Raw genomic sequence first — 19,161 nt, 5'->3', positions numbered from 1 at the left:
CCCGCACCTCACGAGGTGCGGGGCCTTTTTCTTACACGATCTAGTGAATCGGCAGCGGGGGTGCCGCTGCTTCCTTCGCCGCGTTCTCGTCGTTCATGCGCTCCAGGCCGGAACGCATGGACAGCGGGACCTCCTTGAGGAACCAGATCAGCACGAAGCCGATCAGCACCACGACACCGCCGACCAGGAACACGTTGTCGATCGCGCCGGAGAAGCCGTCCAGGAACGGGCGGGCCAGCACCGGGTCGAGCGTCTTGAGGAACTCGGTGTTGTTCAGGTCGACACCGGCGCCGCCGCCCGCCTTGAGGCCCTGGGCGAACTGGGCGTTCTCCGGCTTCGCCAGCGCGGCCTGGAAGTCCGGGTTGCCGAACGCCGAGGTGAGCGCGTTGCCGATCTTGTCGCCGACGCTGCTGAACAGGATCGACAGGAACACCGCGGTACCGACGGTGCCGCCGATCTGGCGGAAGAACGTGGCCGACGACGTCGCGACGCCCATGTCGCGCGGCTCGGCGTCGTTCTGGATCGCCAGCAGCAGGGTCTGCATGCACAGGCCCAGCCCGGCGCCCATGACGTACATCATGCCGAGCGTGAACGCGTTCGGCGTGTCGGTGCCGATCGTGCTGAACGCGAACAGCGCGGCCGCCATCAGCGCGAAGCCGAGGATCGGGAACATCTTGTAGCGGCCCGTCCGCGCGGTGATCTGGCCGCTGATCCCGGCCGCCGACATGATGCCGAAGGTGAGCGGGAGCAGCATCAGGCCCGCCGAGGTCGCCGAGGCGCCCTTGACGATCTGCAGGTACAGCGGCAGCGAGACCATGCCGCCGAACATGCCGATGCCCATCACGAAGTTGATCGTGTTGCCGAGCGAGAACGTCCCGCTGCGGAACAGCCGCAGGGGCAGCAGCGCCTCGTCGCCCATGCGCTTCTCGTTGAGGACGAAGCCGATGATGCCGAGCACGCCGACGGCGTACATCGCGATCGACGTACCCGAGCCCCAGCCCCACTCGCGGCCCTGCTCGGCCACGATCAGCAGCGGCACCAGGCCGACGGTCAGCAGGGCGGCGCCCCAGAAGTCGATCCGGTGGTCGACCCGCTTGTGCGGGACGTTGAGGACCTTGGCGACGACCACGAGCGCGATCAGCGCGATCGGCACGTTGACCAGGAACACCCAGCGCCACCCGGCGATGCCCGCGAACGAGTCGAGGCCCGCGAACAGGCCGCCCACGACCGGGCCCGCGACGCTGGACACGCCGAACACGGCCATGAAGTAGGCGGAGTACTTGCTGCGCTCACGAGGCGACGTGATGTCCGCCAGGATCGCCATGCCGAGCGACATCAGACCACCGGCGCCGAGGCCCTGCACCGCGCGGAACGCGGCGAGCTCGTACATCGAGGTGGCGATGCCGGACAGCAGCGAACCGGCCAGGAACAGGCCGATCGCGGTGAGGTACATGGGCTTGCGGCCGTAGATGTCCGACAGCTTGCCGTACAGCGGCGTCGTGATCGTGGCGGTGATCAGGTACGCGGTGGTGGCCCAGGCCTGCAGGGTCTGGCCCTGCAGCTCGTCGGCGATGGTCTTCATCGCCGAGGACACGATCGTCTGGTCGAGCGCCGCCAGGAACATCCCGAGCAGCAGACCGGACAGGATCGTCAGGATCTGGCGGTGTGTGAGCAGCGACTCGCCCGCGGGCTGAGCCTCCGGTCTCGCTACCGTTTCCGACATCACTTCTCCCCTCCTGAGCGCGGCCCCAGCCCGCCCTCAGACAAAAAACTCGGCAGCGCGCTCTCGTAGTCGCCCACGAAGCGCTCGAACAACTCGGCGAACCGCACCCAGTCCGGATCCGACCAACCTTCGAACATCCGCGCGATGGCCACGTTGCGCATGCGCCTGCGTTCCTGCAGCAGCTGTTCGCCGGTCGCGGTCGCGGCGAGCACGCTGGCTCGACCGTCCTCCGGATCGGCACGGCGTTCCACAAGCCCGTCCTTCACCAGGGCGGCGACCTGGCGGCTGATCGTCGAGGGGTCGGAGAAGACCACCTCGGCCAGCGCGCTCGACCGCATCGGACCCTGGTGTACCAGTGTCGCGAGCAGGATGAAAGCGGATTTCTCCATGCCCGTCTTGCCCGCCTGGGCGTTGACGCACGCCGTCATCCTGTTCAGCCGGACCATCGCCGTGCCGACCCGATCGGCCAGCTCCAGCTCCGGTTCCGCGTCGACCGAACCCACCGCTCCACTCACCGGGTTCACCATCGGACACTCCGTTGCTTGCATCACCCAACTAGTTGCTGGATACAAGCATGAACTCGAACGGACTAAGGATGCAAATGAATTTCACGTGAGCCGCGTCTCAGCGGGGGTTACCAACGGGTAGGCAACTCGGTTACCGGCCGGTAGCATCCTGCGCATGAGCCAGGACTACTCGTTCGTCGCGGACGCGATGAAGCAGGGCGTGCCGTGGGCGTCGACCGCGGGCATCGAGTTCATCGAGGTCACCGGCGACCGGGTCGTCGTCGGACTGCCCGACCGCGCGGAGTTCCACAACCACGTCGGCGGGCCGCACGCGGCGATGACGTTCGGCCTGGGCGAGACCGCGTCCGGAGCCGTCGTGCTCGCGGCGTTCTCCCAGCACATGGCCAAGGCGACGCCGCTGGTGGCGCGCGCCGAGATCGCCTACAAGAAGGTCGCCACGGGCGTGCTGCGCGCGGAGGCCGTGCTCGGCCGCCCGGTCGCCGACGTGGTCGCCGAACTGGACACCGGCACCCGCCCGGAGTTCCCCGTGAACGTCACCCTCACCAACGCCGAGGGCGTGACGACGGCCGAGATGGTCGTGACCTGGACGCTGCGCATCAACCGCTGAATCCGCCGTACGGGTGATCCCCGTAACGTCGGATGCACGTGCACGCGATGCCCCAGCAGCAGGCGCGACCACCGCGCCGTTGTGAGGAGTCGCGTGTCCAGCTCACCCCCCGCGTTAGCCGGCTGGCGGCGCGGCGCCATCCCGTTCCTGCTCGTCGCCGCCTGCACCGCAGGCTGCGGCTCGACCGGTAGGCCGTCGACCCCCGTCGCCGCCTCCGGCACCTCCTCCGCGACCAGCACGGCCTCCACGACCTCGTCGGTGGCACCGCCGCCGGTGCGCGTCCGGGAGGTCGTCGACGGCCGGACGATCGTCGACGCCGGCGGCGCGCGGGTCCTGGTGTCCGGGCTCGCTGCGCCCGGCGAGTGCTGGGCGCGGGCCGCCGTCGAGTTCGCCACGACCTCGTTGAGCGGCAAGCAGATCAGGATCGTCACCGCCGCGGGCGACCGCGCGGGCGTTCTGCTGCCCGACGGCACGGACTTCGCCGTCGCCGCGCTGAGCAAGGGCATGGCGCGCGCCGAGTCCACGGCGGACTCCGCGCTGACCGCGGCGCAGACGGCGGCCGAGAAGGCCGGGCTGGGGCTGTGGGGCGAGCCCTGCAAGGGGTCCGACGTCGTCCCGCCGCCCGCGCCGGTCGTGCCGCCGGTACCGCCCGCGCCGCCCACCCCCACTCCCGCGGCCGTCGCACCGCCCCCGCCCGCGTCGGCTCCGTACTACAAGTCCTGCGCCGCGGCGCGCGCCGCGGGCGTGACACCACTGCACCGCGGCGAACCGGGATACGGGTCCCACTTGGACCGTGACGGTGACGGAACCGCTTGCGAATGAAGGACTTCCGGGGTACCCGGCCCGGCCTGCCTGGACGGCGGGTCGGGTCGGACGGAAGTTGACCGCGCAACTAGCTGTGATCCGCGTAACACTGCGCATGTCCAAACGCGATGATCCGAACACAGGCGCGACGGGCGCGCCTTTGGAGGATCGCGTGCGCAGTCCCACCTCCGCGTCGGCTCTACGGCGACGCGGTGCACTTCCGGTTCTGCTCCTCGTCGTCTGCGCGACGGGCGGGTGCGGCGCCAGACCGGGTGGAACGCTCTCGGCGGCCGCGGAGGTCAGCGCGACCGGAGTCCCTTTCAGCTACGCGGCGAGCGCGTCGGCGACGACGACCACCACCACGCCCACCCCGGCGACCTCGACGTTGCAGGTGAGCGACGTCGTCGACGGTCGCACGATCACCGGGCCGGACGGCAAGCAGGTGCAGATCGCCGGGCTCGCGGCGCCGGGCGGGTGCTGGGCGCAGGCGGCGACCGACTTCACCCGGACCACGTTGGGCGGCAAGACCGTCAAGTACCTGCCGACCGTGGGGCTCGCGGCGACCGTGCTGCTGCCGGACGGGTCGGACTTCGCGGTCGAGGCGGTGCGCCGCGGCATGGGGCGCGTGGAACCGGGGTCGTCGACGGCGCTCCGGTCGGCGCAGTCCGCGGCCCAGCAGTCCAAGGCCGGGCTGTGGGGCGCGCCCTGCGAGGGCAAGGACTCCCTGGAGTCCCAGTCGGACTCGCCGTACGAGAACTGCGCCGAGGCCAAGGCCGCGGGCGCCGCGCCGCTCTACGCCGGGCGGGCCGGGTACGACCGGAGCCTGGACCCGGACGGGGACGGCATCGCCTGCGAGCGGTAGCCCGCTGGTAGAACCACCCCATGAAGGTGGACAGCGTCGAGATCACGTTCGACCCGCGCGGGATCGGGGACACCGCCGCGCAGGCCGAGGCCGCGGGCTACGACGGCTTCTGGGTGGCAGAGGCCAAGCACGACCCGTTCGTCGCGCTCGCCGCGGCGGCCGGGCGGACGTCCACGATCGAGCTCGGCACGTCGATCGCGGTCGCGTTCGCCCGCAACCCGATGAGCACCGCCGTCCTCGCGAACGACCTGCAGCTGCTCTCCGGCGGGCGGTTCAACCTCGGGCTGGGCTCGCAGGTCGAGACGCACGTGACCAAGCGGTTCGGCATGCCGTGGTCCAGGCCCGCCGCGCGGATGCGCGAGTTCGTGCTGGCCATGCGGGAGATCTGGCACTCGTGGGAGACCGGCGACCGGCTGCGGTTCCGCGGCGAGTTCTCCACGCACACCGTCATGACCCCGTTCTTCGACCCCGGCCCCAACCCGCACGGCTCGCCGAAGGTGTACCTGGCGGGGGTCGGCGAGCTGATGACGGAGGTCGCGGGCGAGGTCGCCGACGGCTTCCTGTGCCACAGCTTCACCACCGAGCGGTACCTGCGCGAGGTCACCATCCCGGCCCTCGAACGCGGTCGTGCCAAAGCCGGGAAACCGTTGGCGGGACTGGAGATCAGCGGCCCGTCGTTCGTCGCCACCGGCACCACGCCCGAGGAGCTCGACGAGTCCGTCGCGGAGACCAAGCGGCAGATCGCCTTCTACGGCTCCACCCCGTCCTACCGGAAGGTGCTGGACCTGCACGGCTGGGGCGACCTGCACGAGGAGCTGCACGCGCTGTCGCGGCGCGGCAAGTGGGACGAGATGACCGCCGCGATCGACGACGACGTGCTCACCGCGTTCGCCGTGGTGGGCGAGCCGGAGCAGGTCGGGGCGGAGCTGGTGGCGCGCTACGGCGACATCACCACCAGGGCGTCGTGCTACGCGCCCTACCGCGAGGACCCCGCCAGGTGGAGCCGCGTGTTCGCGGCCATCAGAACCGGGTGAGCCGGTGCCGCCCCGTCGGCACGTCCCCCAACCCGTGGTGGAACAGGGCGAGCCCCGCCCGCACCCGCGCCACCCCGCACCGTCTTATCCACCTGCGTCTGCCCACCCGTGCGGCCACCAGGGCGAGCGGCAGCAGCAGGAGCGTCATCAAGAGCGTCGGAATCATGGTCATCGCCTCCTCCGGCAGGGCAACGACCGAGTCGAACCCCGCTTACGGCGATCAGCCGAAGGCCACTCCGATGGAGCAGCCGAAGCACTCCACAGGGCGGACGACACCGGATCACCCCACTCGAACTCACTTTCGACCACTCACCCGAAAGTGTTACCGAGTAATGGAGACACCGGAAGAACAGCAGGTCACGGGCTTGTCACCGGTTGGCTGGTTTCACGTGACACCGACCTGCCGCGGCGGCTAGAGGTCCGGCAGCGGGTCGGGTGGTCCGAAGTCGGCGTCGCGGACCTCCGCGTCGGCCGCCGCGATGACCGGCACGTACTCGTCCCAGGTCTGGAACGGCGTCCCTTCGATGGTGAAGGTCGGGTCCAGCGTGGTGTCCACCGGTCCCAGCCGGATGCCCCGCCGGTACGTCCAGTGCACCGCCTTCGGCCGGTCGTGGCTGAGCCAGCTGCACTCGAGCATGATCACGTTCTCGGCGGTCACCACCACGATGAACGGCTTCTGCACGAACGACAGCACCGACCCGGCCGTGACCGGGAACAGGTACCTGATCTCCGTGCCCGGCGGCAACAACGCCCGGCACCGCTCCCGCACCACAGCGCTCAACGGCATGCCCCACGCCCTTCCCCCGACCCGCGAACCAGCCCGTTCAACGCGAGCGGGATCGGGGTGGTTCCGGCGCGGCGCTCGTAGTCACGCAGTTGGTCACGCAGGAGAAGAACCCCGGAAACAAGTCAGGCCCGGTGCACGAATGCACCGGGCCTGACCCGCATCTCACCAGAGCCGCCTATCGGAATCGAACCGATGACCTGTTCATTACGAGTGAACCGCTCTAGCCGACTGAGCTAAGGCGGCGAGACGCGATAACTATAGCGGAAGCGGAGAGCGTCACCGAACGGGGGTCCGGTCGTTAGGCTTCTCGTGACGCCGCTCACCCCGGTGGCACGCTCTTCACCGCCGAGGAGGACCTCTCACATGCGCAGACGCCGGCTCGTGTTGGCCATGCCCACCGCCGCGGCGCTGCTCGCTCTCTGCGCGTCGCCCGCGCTGGCCCAGCCGCCGACGACGACGCCGATCCCCAGTCCGGTGAACCCCTCGCAGCCGCCGATCTCGGCGCCGAACGGGCCGCAACCGCTTGCGCGGGCGGTCGGGGACGCGGGGACGGGGTTGGCGGTGGTGCGGTTGGCGCCGGACTCGACGCAGACGAGCACGATCCTGCCGGGGTTCGGGGAGGACCTGCCGAAGCAGGCCGCGGCGGAGCTGGGGGTGGGGCTGGCCAGTGCGCAGGTGAACACCGAGGCGTACCTGTCGTTCGAGCGGTCGGTCGCGCAGGCGTCGCCGCTGGGGTTCGCGGTGCAGGGGCGGGCGCCGCAGACGCCCGGTTCGCTGGCGCAGACGGCGGGCCCGGACAACGCGGAGGGGCTGAGCAGCGGGTTGGCGTTGCCGAAGACGCCGTTGGACGCGCTGCTGAAGGTGAGCGCGCTGAACGGCAGCGTGCACGCGCGCTGGGACGACGCGGTCGGGCCGTGCGTGCGGCCGTTGAGCGACGCGAAGACGTCGTTGGCGAGCCTGTCGGTGCTCAACGCGATCCCGACCCTGCCCTCCTCCCCCGACCTGACGGGGATGCTGACCAAGGACACCCCGAAGCTCGACGCGGCGGCGAAGCAGTCGCTGATCGACGGCCTGAAGCAGCTGACCGGGCCGCTCAGCCAGCTCGGCGGGCTGCTGTCTGGCACGACGGACACCGGTGAGAAGGGGTCGCTGCTGAGCCTGCCGGAGACGTTGACGGCGCACTCGACCGTGGAGCTGGTCGACCTGCCGGACTCGGCGAACAAGGCCGTGAAGACGACGTCGACGCTCCAGGCCGCGAGCGTGCGGCTGCTCGCGGGCACGGCGATGGAGGTCCGGATCGACGTGGTGAGCCAGCCGACGCTGGTGGCGCTCGCGACCGGTGCCGAGGCCACCTCGTCGATCACGTACACCGCGCCGGTGCTGAAGGTGTCGCAGGGCGGCAAGGAGCTGGGCACGCTGGACGCGGCCCACCCGCAGCTGGAGATCCCGGTGGGCATCCCGGTCGGCGGTCTGCCGGAACTGCCGAAGCTGCCCATCATCGGCGGTGTCCTGCCCTCCGGCGGCGACCTGCCCGCGGAGCTGAAGAAGCTGGACATCGGCGTGATCCGGTTGCAGATCGCCCAGTTCAACGAGAAGAAGCTCGCCATCGACAGCCCGCTGACGCAGGGCGGGCCGGTGTTCAAGGGGTTCATGCTCGGCGCGACCGCGCGGCTGCTGGACCTGCAACTGCTGCCGACGGACGCCTTGGGCCTGCCGAACCTGCCGTCCGCGCTGGCGCAGGTGTCGTTGGGCGAGCAGATCGTGCGGGCGGCCGCGCCGGAGGGCGGGGTGCAGTGCGGGAGCACGACGACGCCACCCGCCGGTGGCCAGCCGCAGCCGCAGCAGCCGGGCAAGCCGACCATCCCGCTGGCGTACACGACGGCGGCGTACCGGACGATCCCGATCTTCTGGCTCGGCACGGCGCTGCTGCTCGCGGGTGTGGTGATCGTGTCCGCGATGCCGGGGGCGCGGCGGCGTGAGGACGAGCTGGTTCTGGCGGGCGGAGCGGTGGCGGCGGGGACCGTGCCGGACACCGAGCCGGAGGACACGACCGAACCGGAAGCCGAACCCGAGGCCGAGGCGGTGGTCGAGCCGGAAGCCGAACCCGAGGCCGAGGCGGTGGTCGAGCCGGAAGCCGAACCCGAGCCTGAAGCCGAGACCGGATCGGAGGTCGAAGCCGAGAACCCGCCCCGAACCGAAGCCGAGGACGAAGCCGTGGTCGAGGCCAAGGCCGACGCGGAACCCGAGGACAAGCCGGCGCCCGAGGACAAGGGCAACAGCTAGCGGCGAGCCGGTTGGGAGGCCTCGACTCCTCCCAACCGGCTCACGTCCTCACAGGCCGATGGCGCGCGAGATCTCGGTGGGCTTGAGGACCCGCAGCAGGGCTTCCATGAAGTAGTAGTCGCCGTAGGGCAGCGACACCTCGACACCGTCCTCCGACGGCCGGTTGCGGGTGCCGCGCGCCAGCACCGCCTCCGCGCGCGTGGACTTCTTCGTGAGGCAGTCCCTGGTCAGGCCGTGCAGGATCCGCAGCGCCGCGTCCCGGTACTGGGTCCGTCCGGTCACCTTGGCCAGGTCGAGCAGGCCCGCCGCCATGATCGCGCCCGCCGACGAGTCCTTGACGTCGTTGGGCGCCTGCGGGGCCCGGTAGTCCCACACCGGCACGTTGTCCGGGGTCAGCTGGCCGAGTGCGAAGTCCGCCAGCTTCCGCGCCGTGGCGAGGAAGGAGGCGTCGCCGGTGCGGCGGTGGATCGTGGTGAACCCGTAGATCGCCCACGACTGCCCGCGCGACCACGCCGACGTCGGGCTGTAGCCCTGCACGGTGTTCGGCCCGATCGGCGCGCCGGTCGTCGGGTTGTAGTCGAAGACGTGCGGTGTCGAGCCGTCCGCGCGGACGAAGTTCTGCTGCGTGGACTTGGCGTGCGCCACCGCGATGTCCAGGTACTTGCGGTCGCCCGTCTCGGTGCCGGCGAACGCGAGCAGGTCGAGGTTCATCATCGTGTCGATGATCGACCGGCCCGCGTCGTTCGGCGTGCCGAGCGCACCCCAGGCCCGGATGAACCTGCCCGCGGTGTTGTACCGCCCGATCAGCCCGTCGGCCGCCTTGATCGCGCCGTCGCGCCACTTCGCCTCGCCGGTCAGCCGCCACGCGGTGACCCACGACGGGTAGAACAGGAAGCCCATGTCGTGGTCGCGCGCCACGTCCTTGCGCGGCGACAACCGCTCCGCCGCGGCGAGCGCCCACTGCTTGAACTGCTCGTCTTCCGTGTCCAGGTAAGCCATCCACAGCGTCCCCGGCCAGAACCCGCCGACCCAGCCGCCGTCGGCGACGTAGGTCCACTTCTCGGCCCTGGTGATCTCCGGGAACGTGGTGATCGCGGGCCCGGTGACGCGCACCTTCGACACGGCGTAGTCCAGGGCGGCGCGCAACGCCTCCGGGCCGGGCACCGGCTCCTGCGCCAACGCGGTTCCTCCTGTCACGGCGGTCGCCCCGGCCGCCACGGCGGCGGAGGTCAGCAAGGTACGGCGGGACAAGGAAAACTCAGTCATGGCACCATCCATCCGAGAATCGGCGTTGATTGCAGGTAGGCCAGAACGCAGATGAGCAGGAGCAGCAGAACGCTCCAGCCGAAGACCTTGCGGAAGAGGTCGCCCTCCTTGCCGACGAGGCCCGCGGCGGCGGTGCCGATGGCCAGGTTCTGGGGCGAGATCATCTTGGCCATGACGCCGCCGGAGCTGTTCGAGGCGCCGAACAGGAACGGGGAGGCGTCGAGCTGTTGGGCGGCGGTGGTCTGGAGCGTGCCGAAGAGGGCGTTGGAACCGGCGTCGGTGCCGGTGATCGTGACGCCGAACCAGCCGACCACGGGTGACAGGAACGCGAAGAACGCGCCGGTGCCCGCGAGCCAGACGCCGAGGGTGGTGATCTGGCCGGAGAGGTTCATGACGTAGGACAGGGCGAACACGGCCAGGATCGCGAGGATCGCCCAGCTGAACCGGCTGATCGTGCGACCGTAGATCCGCAGCGCCCTGCCGATCCCGATGCGCAGCACCAGCAGCGAGAGCAGACCGGAGACCAGCAGCAGCGTCCCCGTCGCCGACAGCAGGTTGAGCGTGTACGTGGTCGCGACCGGCTTGCCGTTGGGCGCGGTGATGTGCAGGCCGGGCCAGGCGAACTTGGTGGTGGCCCTCTCCAGCAGGTTCTTCACGGCGGTGACCTGGGCCAGCGCGAAGACCGCGACGATGATCGCGTACGGCGCGAACGCGGTGACGACGTCGCGGCGGGAGTCGTTGCCCCGCAACGACTCCTCGTCCACGGGACCCGAACCGCCGACGGTCGCGGGTACGGCGGAGGGCTTGCGGATCCGCACGGCGAGGACGACCGCGCCGACGGAGACGACGGCCGCGATGATGTCGCACAGCTTGTAGGACACGAAGTTCGACACCAGGTACTGCGTGACGCCGAACGACAGCCCGGCCGCGAGGGCGATCGGCCACACGTCCCGCAGGCCGCGCCTGCCGTCGACGATGACCACCAGCACGAACGGCACCAGCACCGCGAGCAGCGACACCTGGCGGCCCGCCATCGCGCCGAACTGCTCGGCGGGCAGGCCGGTGACGGTGCCGAGCACGGTGATCGGGTTGCCCATGCCGCCGAACGCGACCGGCGCGGTGTCGGCGACCAGGGCGAGCGCGGCCGCCTTCATCGGTGCCACGCCGAGGGCGATGAGCATGACCGAGCAGATCGCGACCGGTCCCCCGCCGCCCGCGAGCGCCTCCAGCAGCGCGCCGAACGAGAAGGCGATCACGATCGCCTGCACCCTCGGGTCGTCGCTGATGGAGCTGAACGCCCGGCGCAGCACGGTGAAGTGCCCGCTCTCGACGGTCAGGTCGTAGATCCAGATGGCGTTGAAGGTGATCCACAGGACCACCAGGACGCTGGTCGCGGCGCCGAACGCCGCGGCGTCGAGGGCCGTGCCGACGGGCATCGAGTACCCGACGACCGCGATGCCGATCGAGAGCACCAGCGCGGTCAGGCCCGCCCAGTGCGCCTTCCACTTGAGCCCGCCGAGCAGGACCAGCACCGCCACCAGCGGTACCAGCGCCAACAGCGCGGACAGGAGCAACGACCCAGTCGGGTCGGGGTTCTGCTGGTACATCGTCGACCGCCGCCTTCCGGGCGCACTGCGAACCGACTCGTCACCGGCGGCGGCGAAGTGACGAGACCACACTTGTTCCGTCCAGCAGAACGTAGTTCCATGAACGGACCGACCACATGGTGTCACTGGACAGCCACAAGCGGAAGGCATCACCGCCATGGAGATCCGGCACGCGACCCACCCGACGCAGCTGCCCGCCCTGGACACCGACCAGCTGCGCGCCCGTTTCCTGGTGGAGGGCCTGTTCGCGCCCGGAGAGGTGCGGACCGTCTACGCGCACGAGGACCGGGTCGTCGTCGGCGGCGCCGCCCCGCTGCCCGGCCACCCGCTCGCGCTGGAGACGGCCGACCCGCTGCGCTCGTCGACGTTCCTCGCCCGGCGCGAGCTGGCGGTGGTCGTCGTGCGCGGGTCCGGGAGCGTCCTGGTCGACGGGACCGAGCACGCGCTCGGCACCCGCGACTGCCTCTACGTCGGGCAGGGCGCGCTGGACGTTCGGTTCGCGGCCGCCGAGGAGGGCACGCACTTCTACCTGTTCTCCACACCGTCGCACGCGAGCTTCCCCACGGCCGTCGCCCGGTTCGCCGACGTGGACGCGCTGGCGCTCGGCGAGCAGGCGACGTCGAACGTGCGGGAGATCCGGAAGTTCGTGCACGCCGACGGGATCAGGTCGAGCCAGCTCGTGCTGGGGATGACGACGCTCGCGCCGGGCAGCGTGTGGAACACGATGCCGCCGCACACGCACGACCGGCGCACCGAGGCCTACCTGTACTTCGACCTGCCGCCCGAGCACCGGGTGGTGCACCTGATGGGCGAGCCGCACGCGACCCGGAACCTGGTGGTGCGCGACGAGGAGGTCGTCATCTCGCCGAGCTGGTCCGTCCACAGTGGAGCGGGAACGCACGCGTACTCGTTCGTGTGGGCCATGGGCGGGGAGAACCAGGCCTACGACGACGTCGAGCCGGTCGCGGTGACCGACCTCCGGTAGGGAGCACCGTGGAACTCTTCTCCCTGCGCGGGCGCACCGCGCTGGTCACCGGCGCCCGCACCGGCATCGGGAAGGCGATCGCCCTCGGGCTGGCCGAGGCGGGCGCGCGCCTGGTGCTGCTCGGCCGGACACCGGACTTCGGCTGGGACTCCGACGCCGTGGTCGCCCGCGTCGCCGTCGACCTGGCCGACCCGACCGCCCTCGAACCCGCGTTGGCCCCGGTGCTGGCCGAGCACCGGGTCGACGTGCTGGTCAACAACGCCGGGACCATCCACCGCGCGCCCGCCGCCGACGTGCCACTGGCGGACTGGCGGCGGATCCTGGCGGTCAACCTGGACTCGGTGTTCGAGCTGAGCCGGGTCGTCGGCGCGCGGATGCTCGACGGCGGCGGCGGGAAGATCGTGAACATCGCCTCGCTGCTCAGCTTCCAAGGCGGGGTGACCGTTCCGGCGTACACGGCGAGCAAGCACGCGGTCGCCGGGCTGACCAAGGCGCTGGCCAACGAGTGGGCACCGCACAATGTGCAGGTGAACGCGATCGCGCCCGGCTACATCGCCACCGACAACACCGCCGACCTCCGCGCCGACCCGGACCGCGAGCCCGCGATCCGCGCGCGGATACCCGCCGGGCGGTGGGGGACGCCCGCGGACGTCGTCGGCGCGGCGGTGTTCCTGAGCTGCACGGCGTCGGACTACGTCAACGGGCACGTGCTGGTCGTCGACGGCGGGTGGATGAGCCGGTGACCGACACCGCGGTCGAGAAGACGCTGGCCGTGCTGGAGGCGCTGGCCGACCACTCCCGGATCACCGACATCGCCCGCGTCACCGGCCTGCCCAAGTCCACCGTGCACCGGTTGCTGCAGGCCATGGTCGACCACGGCTTCGCGGCCGTCCGCTCCGACGGCGGCTACCTCGCGGGCCCCAAGGTGCTCGTCATGGCGGGCAAGATCCTCCGCCCCGTCGACACCGTCGAACGCGCCCGGCCCGCGCTGCGCGCGCTGCGCGAGCAGTCGTCGTGCACCGTCCACCTGGCCATGGTCGTCGGCGACGAGCTCGTCTACGTCGACAAGGTCGAGGCCGACAAGCCCTACCGCATGCCCTCCCGCCTGGGCATGAGCCTGTCGATCCACAGCTCCGCCATCGGCAAGGCCGTGCTCGGCTCGATGGCCGCCGGCGAGCTCGACGCCCTCATCACCCGCCTCACCCTGACCGGCCGCACCCCCAACACCATCACCGGCGAGGACCGGCTGCGGGCGGAGCTGGCCGAGGTGCGTCGGACCGGCTGCGGGTTCGACGACGAGGAGAACGAGGTCGGCATCCGCTGCGTCGGCGCCGCCGTGCGCGACCACACCGGGGCCGTGGTCGGGGGCTTGTCCGCGTCGACGTTGGCGATGGAGCACACGATGGAACAACTGACCGCCCTGGGACCACGGGTGCTGGAGGCGGCTCAGGCGGTGTCGACGGCTCTGGGGTACGTGGAGTAGCGGAGCAGGCACGTCGCCTGTCACCCGATAGGGGAATGTGCTGTGATGCTCGTAGCAAGTCACCCCCGACTGGTGACGACCCGAGCCGGAGCTTCGCCGAGCTCATGAGGTTCCTACGACTCCAGTAAGCCGAAAAGGGGTTCGGGAGGCGTGCTGCTGATCGCCAACGGCTATCCCAGTGACATCCTCCTGGATCCGACCATCGACCAGGTGGGCGGCTTCATCCGACGGATCGACATACCTCCCAGCCAGCCCGCGGAAGGTACGGAGTCGGCGGACTCGGACCACTTCCCGACCCTGAGATCGCGGCAGAACCCTCTGGTCGTCGTATACACGGAGACGGCCATTCGCAGTCGTCTGCACCGATGACTCGACAAGGCGCCACGGCCTGCTCTGCGCGTCCTCTGAGGTACCCGAGGCAGGACTTCTCCAAGGGGGGCCAAAGGTGTTTTCCTGCGCGGATCTCACACAGGGCGGACCACCCGGCTGTCCTCTAGGCTTCTCAAAGGCCTGCTGTCCCGCACGGACCTGCCCGCGGCTTTCCCGCAGCTCGCAAAGCAGACAACGGATGTTGCCGGGCTCGGCTCGCCGTACGAAATGGTGTCGATGGCACCCGAGGACGTTGCGGGCACCCCGGAGTTCGACCAGGAGAAGTACAACGCGGCCGTCTTGTTGGAAACAGCTTCCCTCGACATCAGGGCCGACCAACCTCCGACACGATTCCTGGTCGACGTCGGGTTCAACAACTCGCACAGCGGCACTCTTGCCTGCCGACTGAAGCCCGGTGGCTACGGCTTCGAACTGTCCGTCGGCTACACGAACGACATCACCGACAACATGACCACTACGAAGATCTTCCACGCTTTGAACGACCACCCCGACCTGCTCACGGTCTACTACGAGCCCGGACATGCCTACGTCGAAGGCCGGATCCTGTTCAAGCAGACACAGATAGCCCACTTCCCGCGGTGGCGGTTCGAGGACTTCGCCGGGTACGACGTCACCAAGGAGAAACCTCCTTTCGACAAGCCGCAGGAGATCCACGAAGAACCTCGTCTTCGCCGATGTCCCCGGCTCAAGGAACGGCTACTCCAAGCACCTGTCGGGTCACCCGCGTCGTGGGTGGACGGCAAGCGTTGCGACGACCGGTCGGAGTTCGTCGAGATGCTGGACGCCCGGAGCGCACGTGACCAGTTCCGGGTCGTCATCGTGCAGCCGCAGGTCGGTGAAGGGGCCTACCTCGAGATCTCGGACGCGGATCGCGCGGTGGACCGCAACACCCTGCAGCTGTACCGACTCGAGACGCTGCTCAACTCGGCACGTGGCTCCGTGGTGGCGATTGGCGGGGACTTGGACGTCGTGGGACGTCGGGGGTAGCTCGGGTCAGCCGTGGTGCAGGGCTGTGACGAGGGCGTCGATGGCGATGCGGGGTTTGACGTTGGTTTCGAGGGCTTCGCGGCAGGCGAGGACGGCTTCGAGGCGGCGGAGGGTGGACTCGGGGGTCCAGGACTCGGCGGCGGTGCGGGTGTCGGCGGCCCGGTCGGGGTGGTTGAGGCGGGCGCCGGAGCCGGTGGCGGTGACCAGGACGTCGCGGTAGAAGCCCGCGAGGTCGACCAGGGCGATGTCGTAGGAGTCGCGTTGGGTGCGGGTGGCGCGGGACTTCTGGCGCTTCTCGAGGTCCTTCATGGCGCCCTTGGCGCCGCGGGTGGCGGCGGCGGTGCCCTTGCCGGTGCCGCCCGCGCCCATGGCGGTCTCGAGGGCGGCGCGCTCGTCCTCGTTGCGGGCCTCGTTGGCGGTGGTGGCGTCACCCTCGGCGGCGGCGACGAGCTGGTCGGCGCAGGTGAAGACGTCCTGGGGGCGGCGGACGGCCAGGGGGATGCGGAGCACGGACTCGCGGCGGGTGCGGACCTGCTCGTCGACGGCCAGGCGGCGGGCCCGGCCGACGTGGCCTGCGCACACGGAGGCGGCCCACTCGGCCATGTCGGCGGAGACGCCGTCGTGGGACCGGAGGACGTCGGCGATGGCGGACGGCGGGGGCGTGCCGAGCGGGACGATGCGGCAGCGCGAGCGGATCGTGACGGACACGTCCTCCGGGTGGTCCGACGGCGCGCAGAGCAGGAACACCGTGCGGTCCGGGGGCTCCTCGACGGCCTTGAGCAGGGCGTTGGCGGCGCCCTCGGTGAGGCGGTCGGCGTCCTCGATGATGACCACCTGCCAGCGGCCGCCGGTGGGCCTGCGGGCGGCGGCCTGGACGAGGGCCCGCATCTCGGCGACCGAGATGGACAGGCCCTCGGGGGCGACGAAGCGCACGTCGGCGTGGGTGGCGGCCATCGTGGTGTGGCAGCCGGAGCACTCGCCGCAGCCGGGGCGGTCGTCGGTCGCGGTGCACTCCAGCGCGGCGGCGAACGCCTTGGCGGTGACCGAACGGCCGGAGCCGGGCGGGCCGGTGAACAGCCAGGCGTGCGTCATCGTGCCGGGCGCCGGTGTGCCGCCCGCGACGATCGTGGCGGCCGCCTCGGCGGCCGCGCTCAGCACCTCCACGGCGGCGGGCTGGCCGACTACCTCGGCCCACACGCTGGTGTTCATGTGGTCTCCACAACGGGCTGTACCTCGGCCGGGACGCGGCGTTCCGCGAACAGCGGGAGCACCGCGGTGCGCACCCGCTCGGCGACCTCGTCCTCGGTGCCGTCCGCGTCGACCACGACGTAGCGGTCCGGGTCGGCCGAGGCCATCTCGGTCAGCAGGCGCTGCACGCGCCAATGGTGCTCGATGTTGTCGATGGCCCGTGTGCCGGGCTTGCCGAACACGGTCTCGTCCAGCGCGTCGTCGGGCATCGTCACCGGTGAGCGGTCCAGCAGGATGGTGACGTCCGGGCGGAGCCTGCCGGTCGCCCAGTCGACCAGCCCCTCCACCTCGGCGGGCTGGACGCTGCCGACGGCGCTGAAGTGCGCCAGCGGGCTGTCGACGTAGCGCTCCATCACGACCAGCGCGCCGCTGTCCAGGGCGGGCCGCACCTCGCGCTCGACCACGTCCGCGCGCACGGCCGCGGCCACCAGCGCGTGCGCCCGGACCCCGGCCAGGTCGACGGTCGACAGCATGCTGCGCAGCCGCCGCTCGTCGAGCTCGGGGTCGCTGGCCAGGAGCACGACGTGGCCCGCGTCGCGCAGCGCGTCGGCCAGCCTGCGGGCCTGGGCGCTGGTGTCGCGGCGGGTGTCGCCCTCGACGGTGATCAGCAGGCCCGCGGACGACTTCGACTTGCCGCGGATGGCGTTGAACAGCTCGGACAGGATCGGCTCGATGCGCCGGTTGTCCATCTGCCGGTAGGCGATCAGGCCGACGACCGCGGCCAGGACACCGGCGCCGAACATGACCGGGCGGGTGCCGTCCACGTGCAGCGGGTGGTTGAACACGGTGATGGTGCGCGGCTGGACGACCGTGACCAGCAGCGGCGTCACGACGGTCGAGAGACCGAGGATGATCTTCATCAGGGACTGCACGAGCGCGACCATGCGGCCGCGCATCTCGTCCTCGACCTGCGAGCCGATGATCGTCAGGCCGGTCAGGAACGCGATGCCCGCCGTGCCGCCGACCAGCGCCACGGCAACCAGGGCGACCCACAGGTGCGGGGCCAGCGCCACGATCGCCAGGCTCAGGCCCGCGCACACGATCGTCAGCCCGAACAGCCGGTTGTAGGTGAGCCGCCGGGCGAACCTCGGGGCCAGCGCCATGCCGCTGGCCAGGCCGACGAAGACCGCGATGAACAGCAGGCCGAACGCGCTGTCGCCGCCGAGCAGGCTCAGCGCGTACAGCTTGGCGCAGCCGATGACGGCGCCCGCGGCGGCGAACGCCCCGATCATGCCGATCACCAGGCCGCGCACCAGCGGGGTCCGCCAGGCGTAGCGCAGGCCGTCGCGCATCATCGCGACGAAGCCGACCTTGTCCTCGTCCGCCTGCTTGCGCTTGGGCGAGGTCGCCCGGCCGGACAGCTCCGGGATGCGGGTCGCGACCAGGACCGCCGAGGTGATGTAGAGCAGGCCGTTGACGACCACCGCGATGGACGCGACCGTGAACACGACGTCGTCGCGGTCGGTCAGGTGCAGGTAGCCGGGGATGCCGGAGATGATCGCGTAGAGGCCGAAGCCGCTGATGGTGGAGATGCCGTAGGTCATCACCAGCCCGAGCTGGTTGGCCGACTCGACCTGGTCCGGCCTGCGCAGCAGGTTCGGCACGGCGGAGTCCTTGGCCGGGATCCACAGCATCGCGCAGCAGCCGACCAGGAAGTTGGCGATGAACAGCCACCACGCGGTGCCCACGAACGCGATCGACAGGAACAGCCCGCCGCGCGCCAGGTCGCACAGGACCATGACCTTGCGGCGGTCGAACCGGTCGGCCAGCACACCGCCCAGCGGCGCGAACAAGATGCCGGGCAGCAACTGGGTGAGCACGACCGCGCTGAGCGCGAAGCCCTCCCACCGGTAGCCCTCGGCGAGCTTGGTCACCAGACCCGTCAGCGCGAGCAGCGACAGCCAGTCGCCGACGCTGCACAGGTACGTGACGCCCCACAGCCTGCGGAACGGCCGGATCGCCAGCACGCTGCGCAGTCGATGGGTCGCTGAAGCCGCGCCTGCCCCGCCCGGATTGGGCTGACCTGCGGTGTCGCTGTCCTGGATGTTGTCCACCCCCTGTAGGCCACCCACCGATCAGCCTAACCGCGACCGACCGGCCAAGTGCGCAGAGTCAGCGGATTGCGTCCAACAAGGACTCGACGACCTGGCGGATCACGTTGAAGAAGACCGACCCGATGATCAGCAGCGCCACCAGGCAACCACCGAACGACGACCCGCGCGACTTCGCCTGCTTCGGCACGGCCGCCGCGGGCGCGTGCGCCTGGGGAGTCGGGGCGACCGGCGCGTGGTACTGGACCCGCTGGTTGCTCACGACGCCCTGGGGCGGCAGTGGCTGGCGGGTCCGCACCGGCCGGAACCGCTGCTCCTGCAGCATCGCCTCCCGGATGGCCGCCCGCGCGAGCTCCGGGTCCGGCACCGGGGTCCGGTAGACGGGCAGCAGGGGGGCGACCGGCTTCGGCCGGTAGTGGGCCTCGCCCGTGACCAGGCCCGCGAGGGCGTCCGGGAACGCGCGAGGTGGTGGCGGGGCTTGGGTCCCGTCGGGTCCGAACTCGTTGGGTCCAGGCAC

19 protein-coding genes and 1 tRNA gene are annotated in these 19,161 nt (G+C 70.7%); 10 read left to right on the top strand and 10 right to left on the bottom strand.

Translation table 11 applies throughout. The annotated features are described in order from the left end of the window. Positions 1-40 precede the first annotated feature (40 nt). Complete coding sequence (locus CLV43_RS02540) at positions 41-1,723, bottom strand: MDR family MFS transporter (RefSeq protein ID WP_106185936.1); 1,683 nt, start codon at positions 1,721-1,723, stop codon at positions 41-43. Then, positions 1,723-2,226: a MarR family winged helix-turn-helix transcriptional regulator gene (locus CLV43_RS02535; protein ID WP_245886081.1), complete on the bottom strand. Its 504-nt coding sequence runs from the start codon at positions 2,224-2,226 to the stop codon at positions 1,723-1,725. The genes CLV43_RS02540 and CLV43_RS02535 overlap by 1 nt, the downstream gene beginning before the upstream one ends. Before the next feature lie 178 nt (positions 2,227-2,404). Between CLV43_RS02535 and CLV43_RS02530 the strand changes: the two genes are divergently transcribed. From CLV43_RS02530 to CLV43_RS02515, 4 genes are all read left to right on the top strand, one after another. Then, positions 2,405-2,857, top strand: coding sequence for a DUF4442 domain-containing protein (locus tag CLV43_RS02530; protein ID WP_106185293.1), 453 nt, complete (start codon positions 2,405-2,407; stop codon positions 2,855-2,857). 93 nt (positions 2,858-2,950) lie between these two features. After that, on the top strand, positions 2,951-3,679 hold the full coding sequence (locus CLV43_RS49050; RefSeq protein ID WP_245886080.1) for an excalibur calcium-binding domain-containing protein: 729 nt from the start codon (positions 2,951-2,953) through the stop codon (positions 3,677-3,679). 154 nt (positions 3,680-3,833) lie between these two features. Further along, positions 3,834-4,523, top strand: a complete 690-nt coding sequence (locus CLV43_RS02520) for a thermonuclease family protein (protein WP_211304198.1) — start codon at positions 3,834-3,836, stop codon at positions 4,521-4,523. 20 nt (positions 4,524-4,543) lie between these two features. Next, entirely contained in the window at positions 4,544-5,557 is a 1,014-nt protein-coding gene (locus CLV43_RS02515) for an LLM class F420-dependent oxidoreductase (RefSeq protein WP_106185291.1), read from the top strand. Here the strand turns inward: CLV43_RS02515 and CLV43_RS02510 are convergent. The 3 genes from CLV43_RS02510 to CLV43_RS02500 all read right to left on the bottom strand — a co-directional run bounded on the left by CLV43_RS02510 (position 5,544) and on the right by CLV43_RS02500 (position 6,587). Beyond that, on the bottom strand, positions 5,544-5,723 hold the full coding sequence (locus CLV43_RS02510; RefSeq protein WP_146174622.1) for a hypothetical protein: 180 nt from the start codon (positions 5,721-5,723) through the stop codon (positions 5,544-5,546). The two genes, CLV43_RS02515 and CLV43_RS02510, sit on opposite strands and share 14 nt — an antisense overlap. Positions 5,724-5,969: 246 nt before the next feature. Then, positions 5,970-6,344 (bottom strand): hypothetical protein, encoded by a 375-nt coding sequence (locus CLV43_RS02505; RefSeq protein ID WP_146174621.1) that lies wholly within the window; start codon positions 6,342-6,344, stop codon positions 5,970-5,972. A 169-nt stretch (positions 6,345-6,513) separates the two neighbouring features. Then, positions 6,514-6,587, bottom strand: a tRNA-Thr gene (locus CLV43_RS02500). Between the two features lie 120 nt (positions 6,588-6,707). On the opposite strand from CLV43_RS02500, the gene CLV43_RS02495 reads away from it, so the two are divergent. After that, entirely contained in the window at positions 6,708-8,627 is a 1,920-nt protein-coding gene (locus CLV43_RS02495; protein ID WP_245886079.1) for a hypothetical protein, read from the top strand. 48 nt (positions 8,628-8,675) lie between these two features. Here CLV43_RS02495 and CLV43_RS02485 read toward each other — a convergent pair whose 3' ends face one another. Beyond that, positions 8,676-9,893, bottom strand: coding sequence for a glycoside hydrolase family 88 protein (locus CLV43_RS02485; RefSeq protein WP_106185288.1), 1,218 nt, complete (start codon positions 9,891-9,893; stop codon positions 8,676-8,678). Next, positions 9,890-11,500, bottom strand: a complete 1,611-nt coding sequence (locus tag CLV43_RS02480; RefSeq protein ID WP_106185287.1) for an L-lactate permease — start codon at positions 11,498-11,500, stop codon at positions 9,890-9,892. Before CLV43_RS02480 ends, CLV43_RS02485 begins: the two co-directional genes overlap by 4 nt. A gap of 157 nt (positions 11,501-11,657) precedes the next feature. On the opposite strand from CLV43_RS02480, the gene kduI reads away from it, so the two are divergent. From kduI to CLV43_RS02455, 5 genes are all read left to right on the top strand, one after another. Next, positions 11,658-12,485, top strand: a complete 828-nt coding sequence (kduI, locus tag CLV43_RS02475; RefSeq protein WP_106185286.1) for a 5-dehydro-4-deoxy-D-glucuronate isomerase — start codon at positions 11,658-11,660, stop codon at positions 12,483-12,485. A gap of 8 nt (positions 12,486-12,493) precedes the next feature. Continuing rightward, the gene (locus CLV43_RS02470) at positions 12,494-13,228 is read left to right on the top strand and encodes an SDR family oxidoreductase (RefSeq protein ID WP_170155673.1); all 735 of its coding nucleotides are present in this window, start codon (positions 12,494-12,496) and stop codon (positions 13,226-13,228) included. Then, positions 13,225-13,968, top strand: a complete 744-nt coding sequence (locus CLV43_RS02465; RefSeq protein ID WP_170155672.1) for an IclR family transcriptional regulator — start codon at positions 13,225-13,227, stop codon at positions 13,966-13,968. The genes CLV43_RS02470 and CLV43_RS02465 overlap by 4 nt, the downstream gene beginning before the upstream one ends. A 150-nt stretch (positions 13,969-14,118) precedes the next feature. After that, the gene (locus CLV43_RS02460) at positions 14,119-14,337 is read left to right on the top strand and encodes a hypothetical protein (protein ID WP_106185283.1); all 219 of its coding nucleotides are present in this window, start codon (positions 14,119-14,121) and stop codon (positions 14,335-14,337) included. 237 nt (positions 14,338-14,574) lie between these two features. Beyond that, positions 14,575-15,345, top strand: coding sequence for a hypothetical protein (locus CLV43_RS02455; RefSeq protein ID WP_146174620.1), 771 nt, complete (start codon positions 14,575-14,577; stop codon positions 15,343-15,345). Positions 15,346-15,351: 6 nt separating this feature from the next. Here CLV43_RS02455 and CLV43_RS02450 read toward each other — a convergent pair whose 3' ends face one another. Genes CLV43_RS02450 through CLV43_RS02440 form a run of 3 tightly spaced genes read right to left on the bottom strand, consistent with a single transcriptional unit; the run spans position 15,352 to position 19,161 of the window. After that, entirely contained in the window at positions 15,352-16,554 is a 1,203-nt protein-coding gene (locus CLV43_RS02450; protein WP_106185281.1) for a DNA polymerase III subunit delta', read from the bottom strand. Next, the gene (locus CLV43_RS02445) at positions 16,551-18,647 is read right to left on the bottom strand and encodes a bifunctional MFS transporter/dTMP kinase (protein ID WP_106185280.1); all 2,097 of its coding nucleotides are present in this window, start codon (positions 18,645-18,647) and stop codon (positions 16,551-16,553) included. Before CLV43_RS02445 ends, CLV43_RS02450 begins: the two co-directional genes overlap by 4 nt. A gap of 58 nt (positions 18,648-18,705) precedes the next feature. Further along, the gene (locus CLV43_RS02440) at positions 18,706-19,161 is read right to left on the bottom strand and encodes a hypothetical protein (RefSeq protein ID WP_146174619.1); all 456 of its coding nucleotides are present in this window, start codon (positions 19,159-19,161) and stop codon (positions 18,706-18,708) included.

It is taken from the genome of Umezawaea tangerina (assembly GCF_003002815.1).
Lineage (GTDB): Bacteria > Actinomycetota > Actinomycetes > Mycobacteriales > Pseudonocardiaceae > Umezawaea > Umezawaea tangerina.
The sequence above is the reverse complement of the archived record's forward strand: the minus strand, read 5'-3'. Positions and strand labels throughout refer to the sequence as shown.

What these genes read in the sequence shown, in the direction of transcription:
- kduI (WP_106185286.1), top strand. Translation starts at nt 11,658, where the DNA reads ATGGAGATCCGGCACGCGACCCACCCGACGCAGCTGCCCGCCCTGGAC.
- CLV43_RS02495 (WP_245886079.1), top strand. Translation starts at nt 6,708, where the DNA reads ATGCGCAGACGCCGGCTCGTGTTGGCCATGCCCACCGCCGCGGCGCTG.
- CLV43_RS02505 (WP_146174621.1), bottom strand. Translation starts at nt 6,344, where the DNA reads ATGCCGTTGAGCGCTGTGGTGCGGGAGCGGTGCCGGGCGTTGTTGCCG.
- CLV43_RS02480 (WP_106185287.1), bottom strand. Translation starts at nt 11,500, where the DNA reads ATGTACCAGCAGAACCCCGACCCGACTGGGTCGTTGCTCCTGTCCGCG.
- CLV43_RS02510 (WP_146174622.1), bottom strand. Translation starts at nt 5,723, where the DNA reads ATGATTCCGACGCTCTTGATGACGCTCCTGCTGCTGCCGCTCGCCCTG.
- CLV43_RS02515 (WP_106185291.1), top strand. Translation starts at nt 4,544, where the DNA reads ATGAAGGTGGACAGCGTCGAGATCACGTTCGACCCGCGCGGGATCGGG.
- CLV43_RS02450 (WP_106185281.1), bottom strand. Translation starts at nt 16,554, where the DNA reads ATGAACACCAGCGTGTGGGCCGAGGTAGTCGGCCAGCCCGCCGCCGTG.
- CLV43_RS02530 (WP_106185293.1), top strand. Translation starts at nt 2,405, where the DNA reads ATGAGCCAGGACTACTCGTTCGTCGCGGACGCGATGAAGCAGGGCGTG.
- CLV43_RS02455 (WP_146174620.1), top strand. Translation starts at nt 14,575, where the DNA reads ATGGCACCCGAGGACGTTGCGGGCACCCCGGAGTTCGACCAGGAGAAG.
- CLV43_RS02540 (WP_106185936.1), bottom strand. Translation starts at nt 1,723, where the DNA reads ATGTCGGAAACGGTAGCGAGACCGGAGGCTCAGCCCGCGGGCGAGTCG.
- CLV43_RS02485 (WP_106185288.1), bottom strand. Translation starts at nt 9,893, where the DNA reads ATGACTGAGTTTTCCTTGTCCCGCCGTACCTTGCTGACCTCCGCCGCC.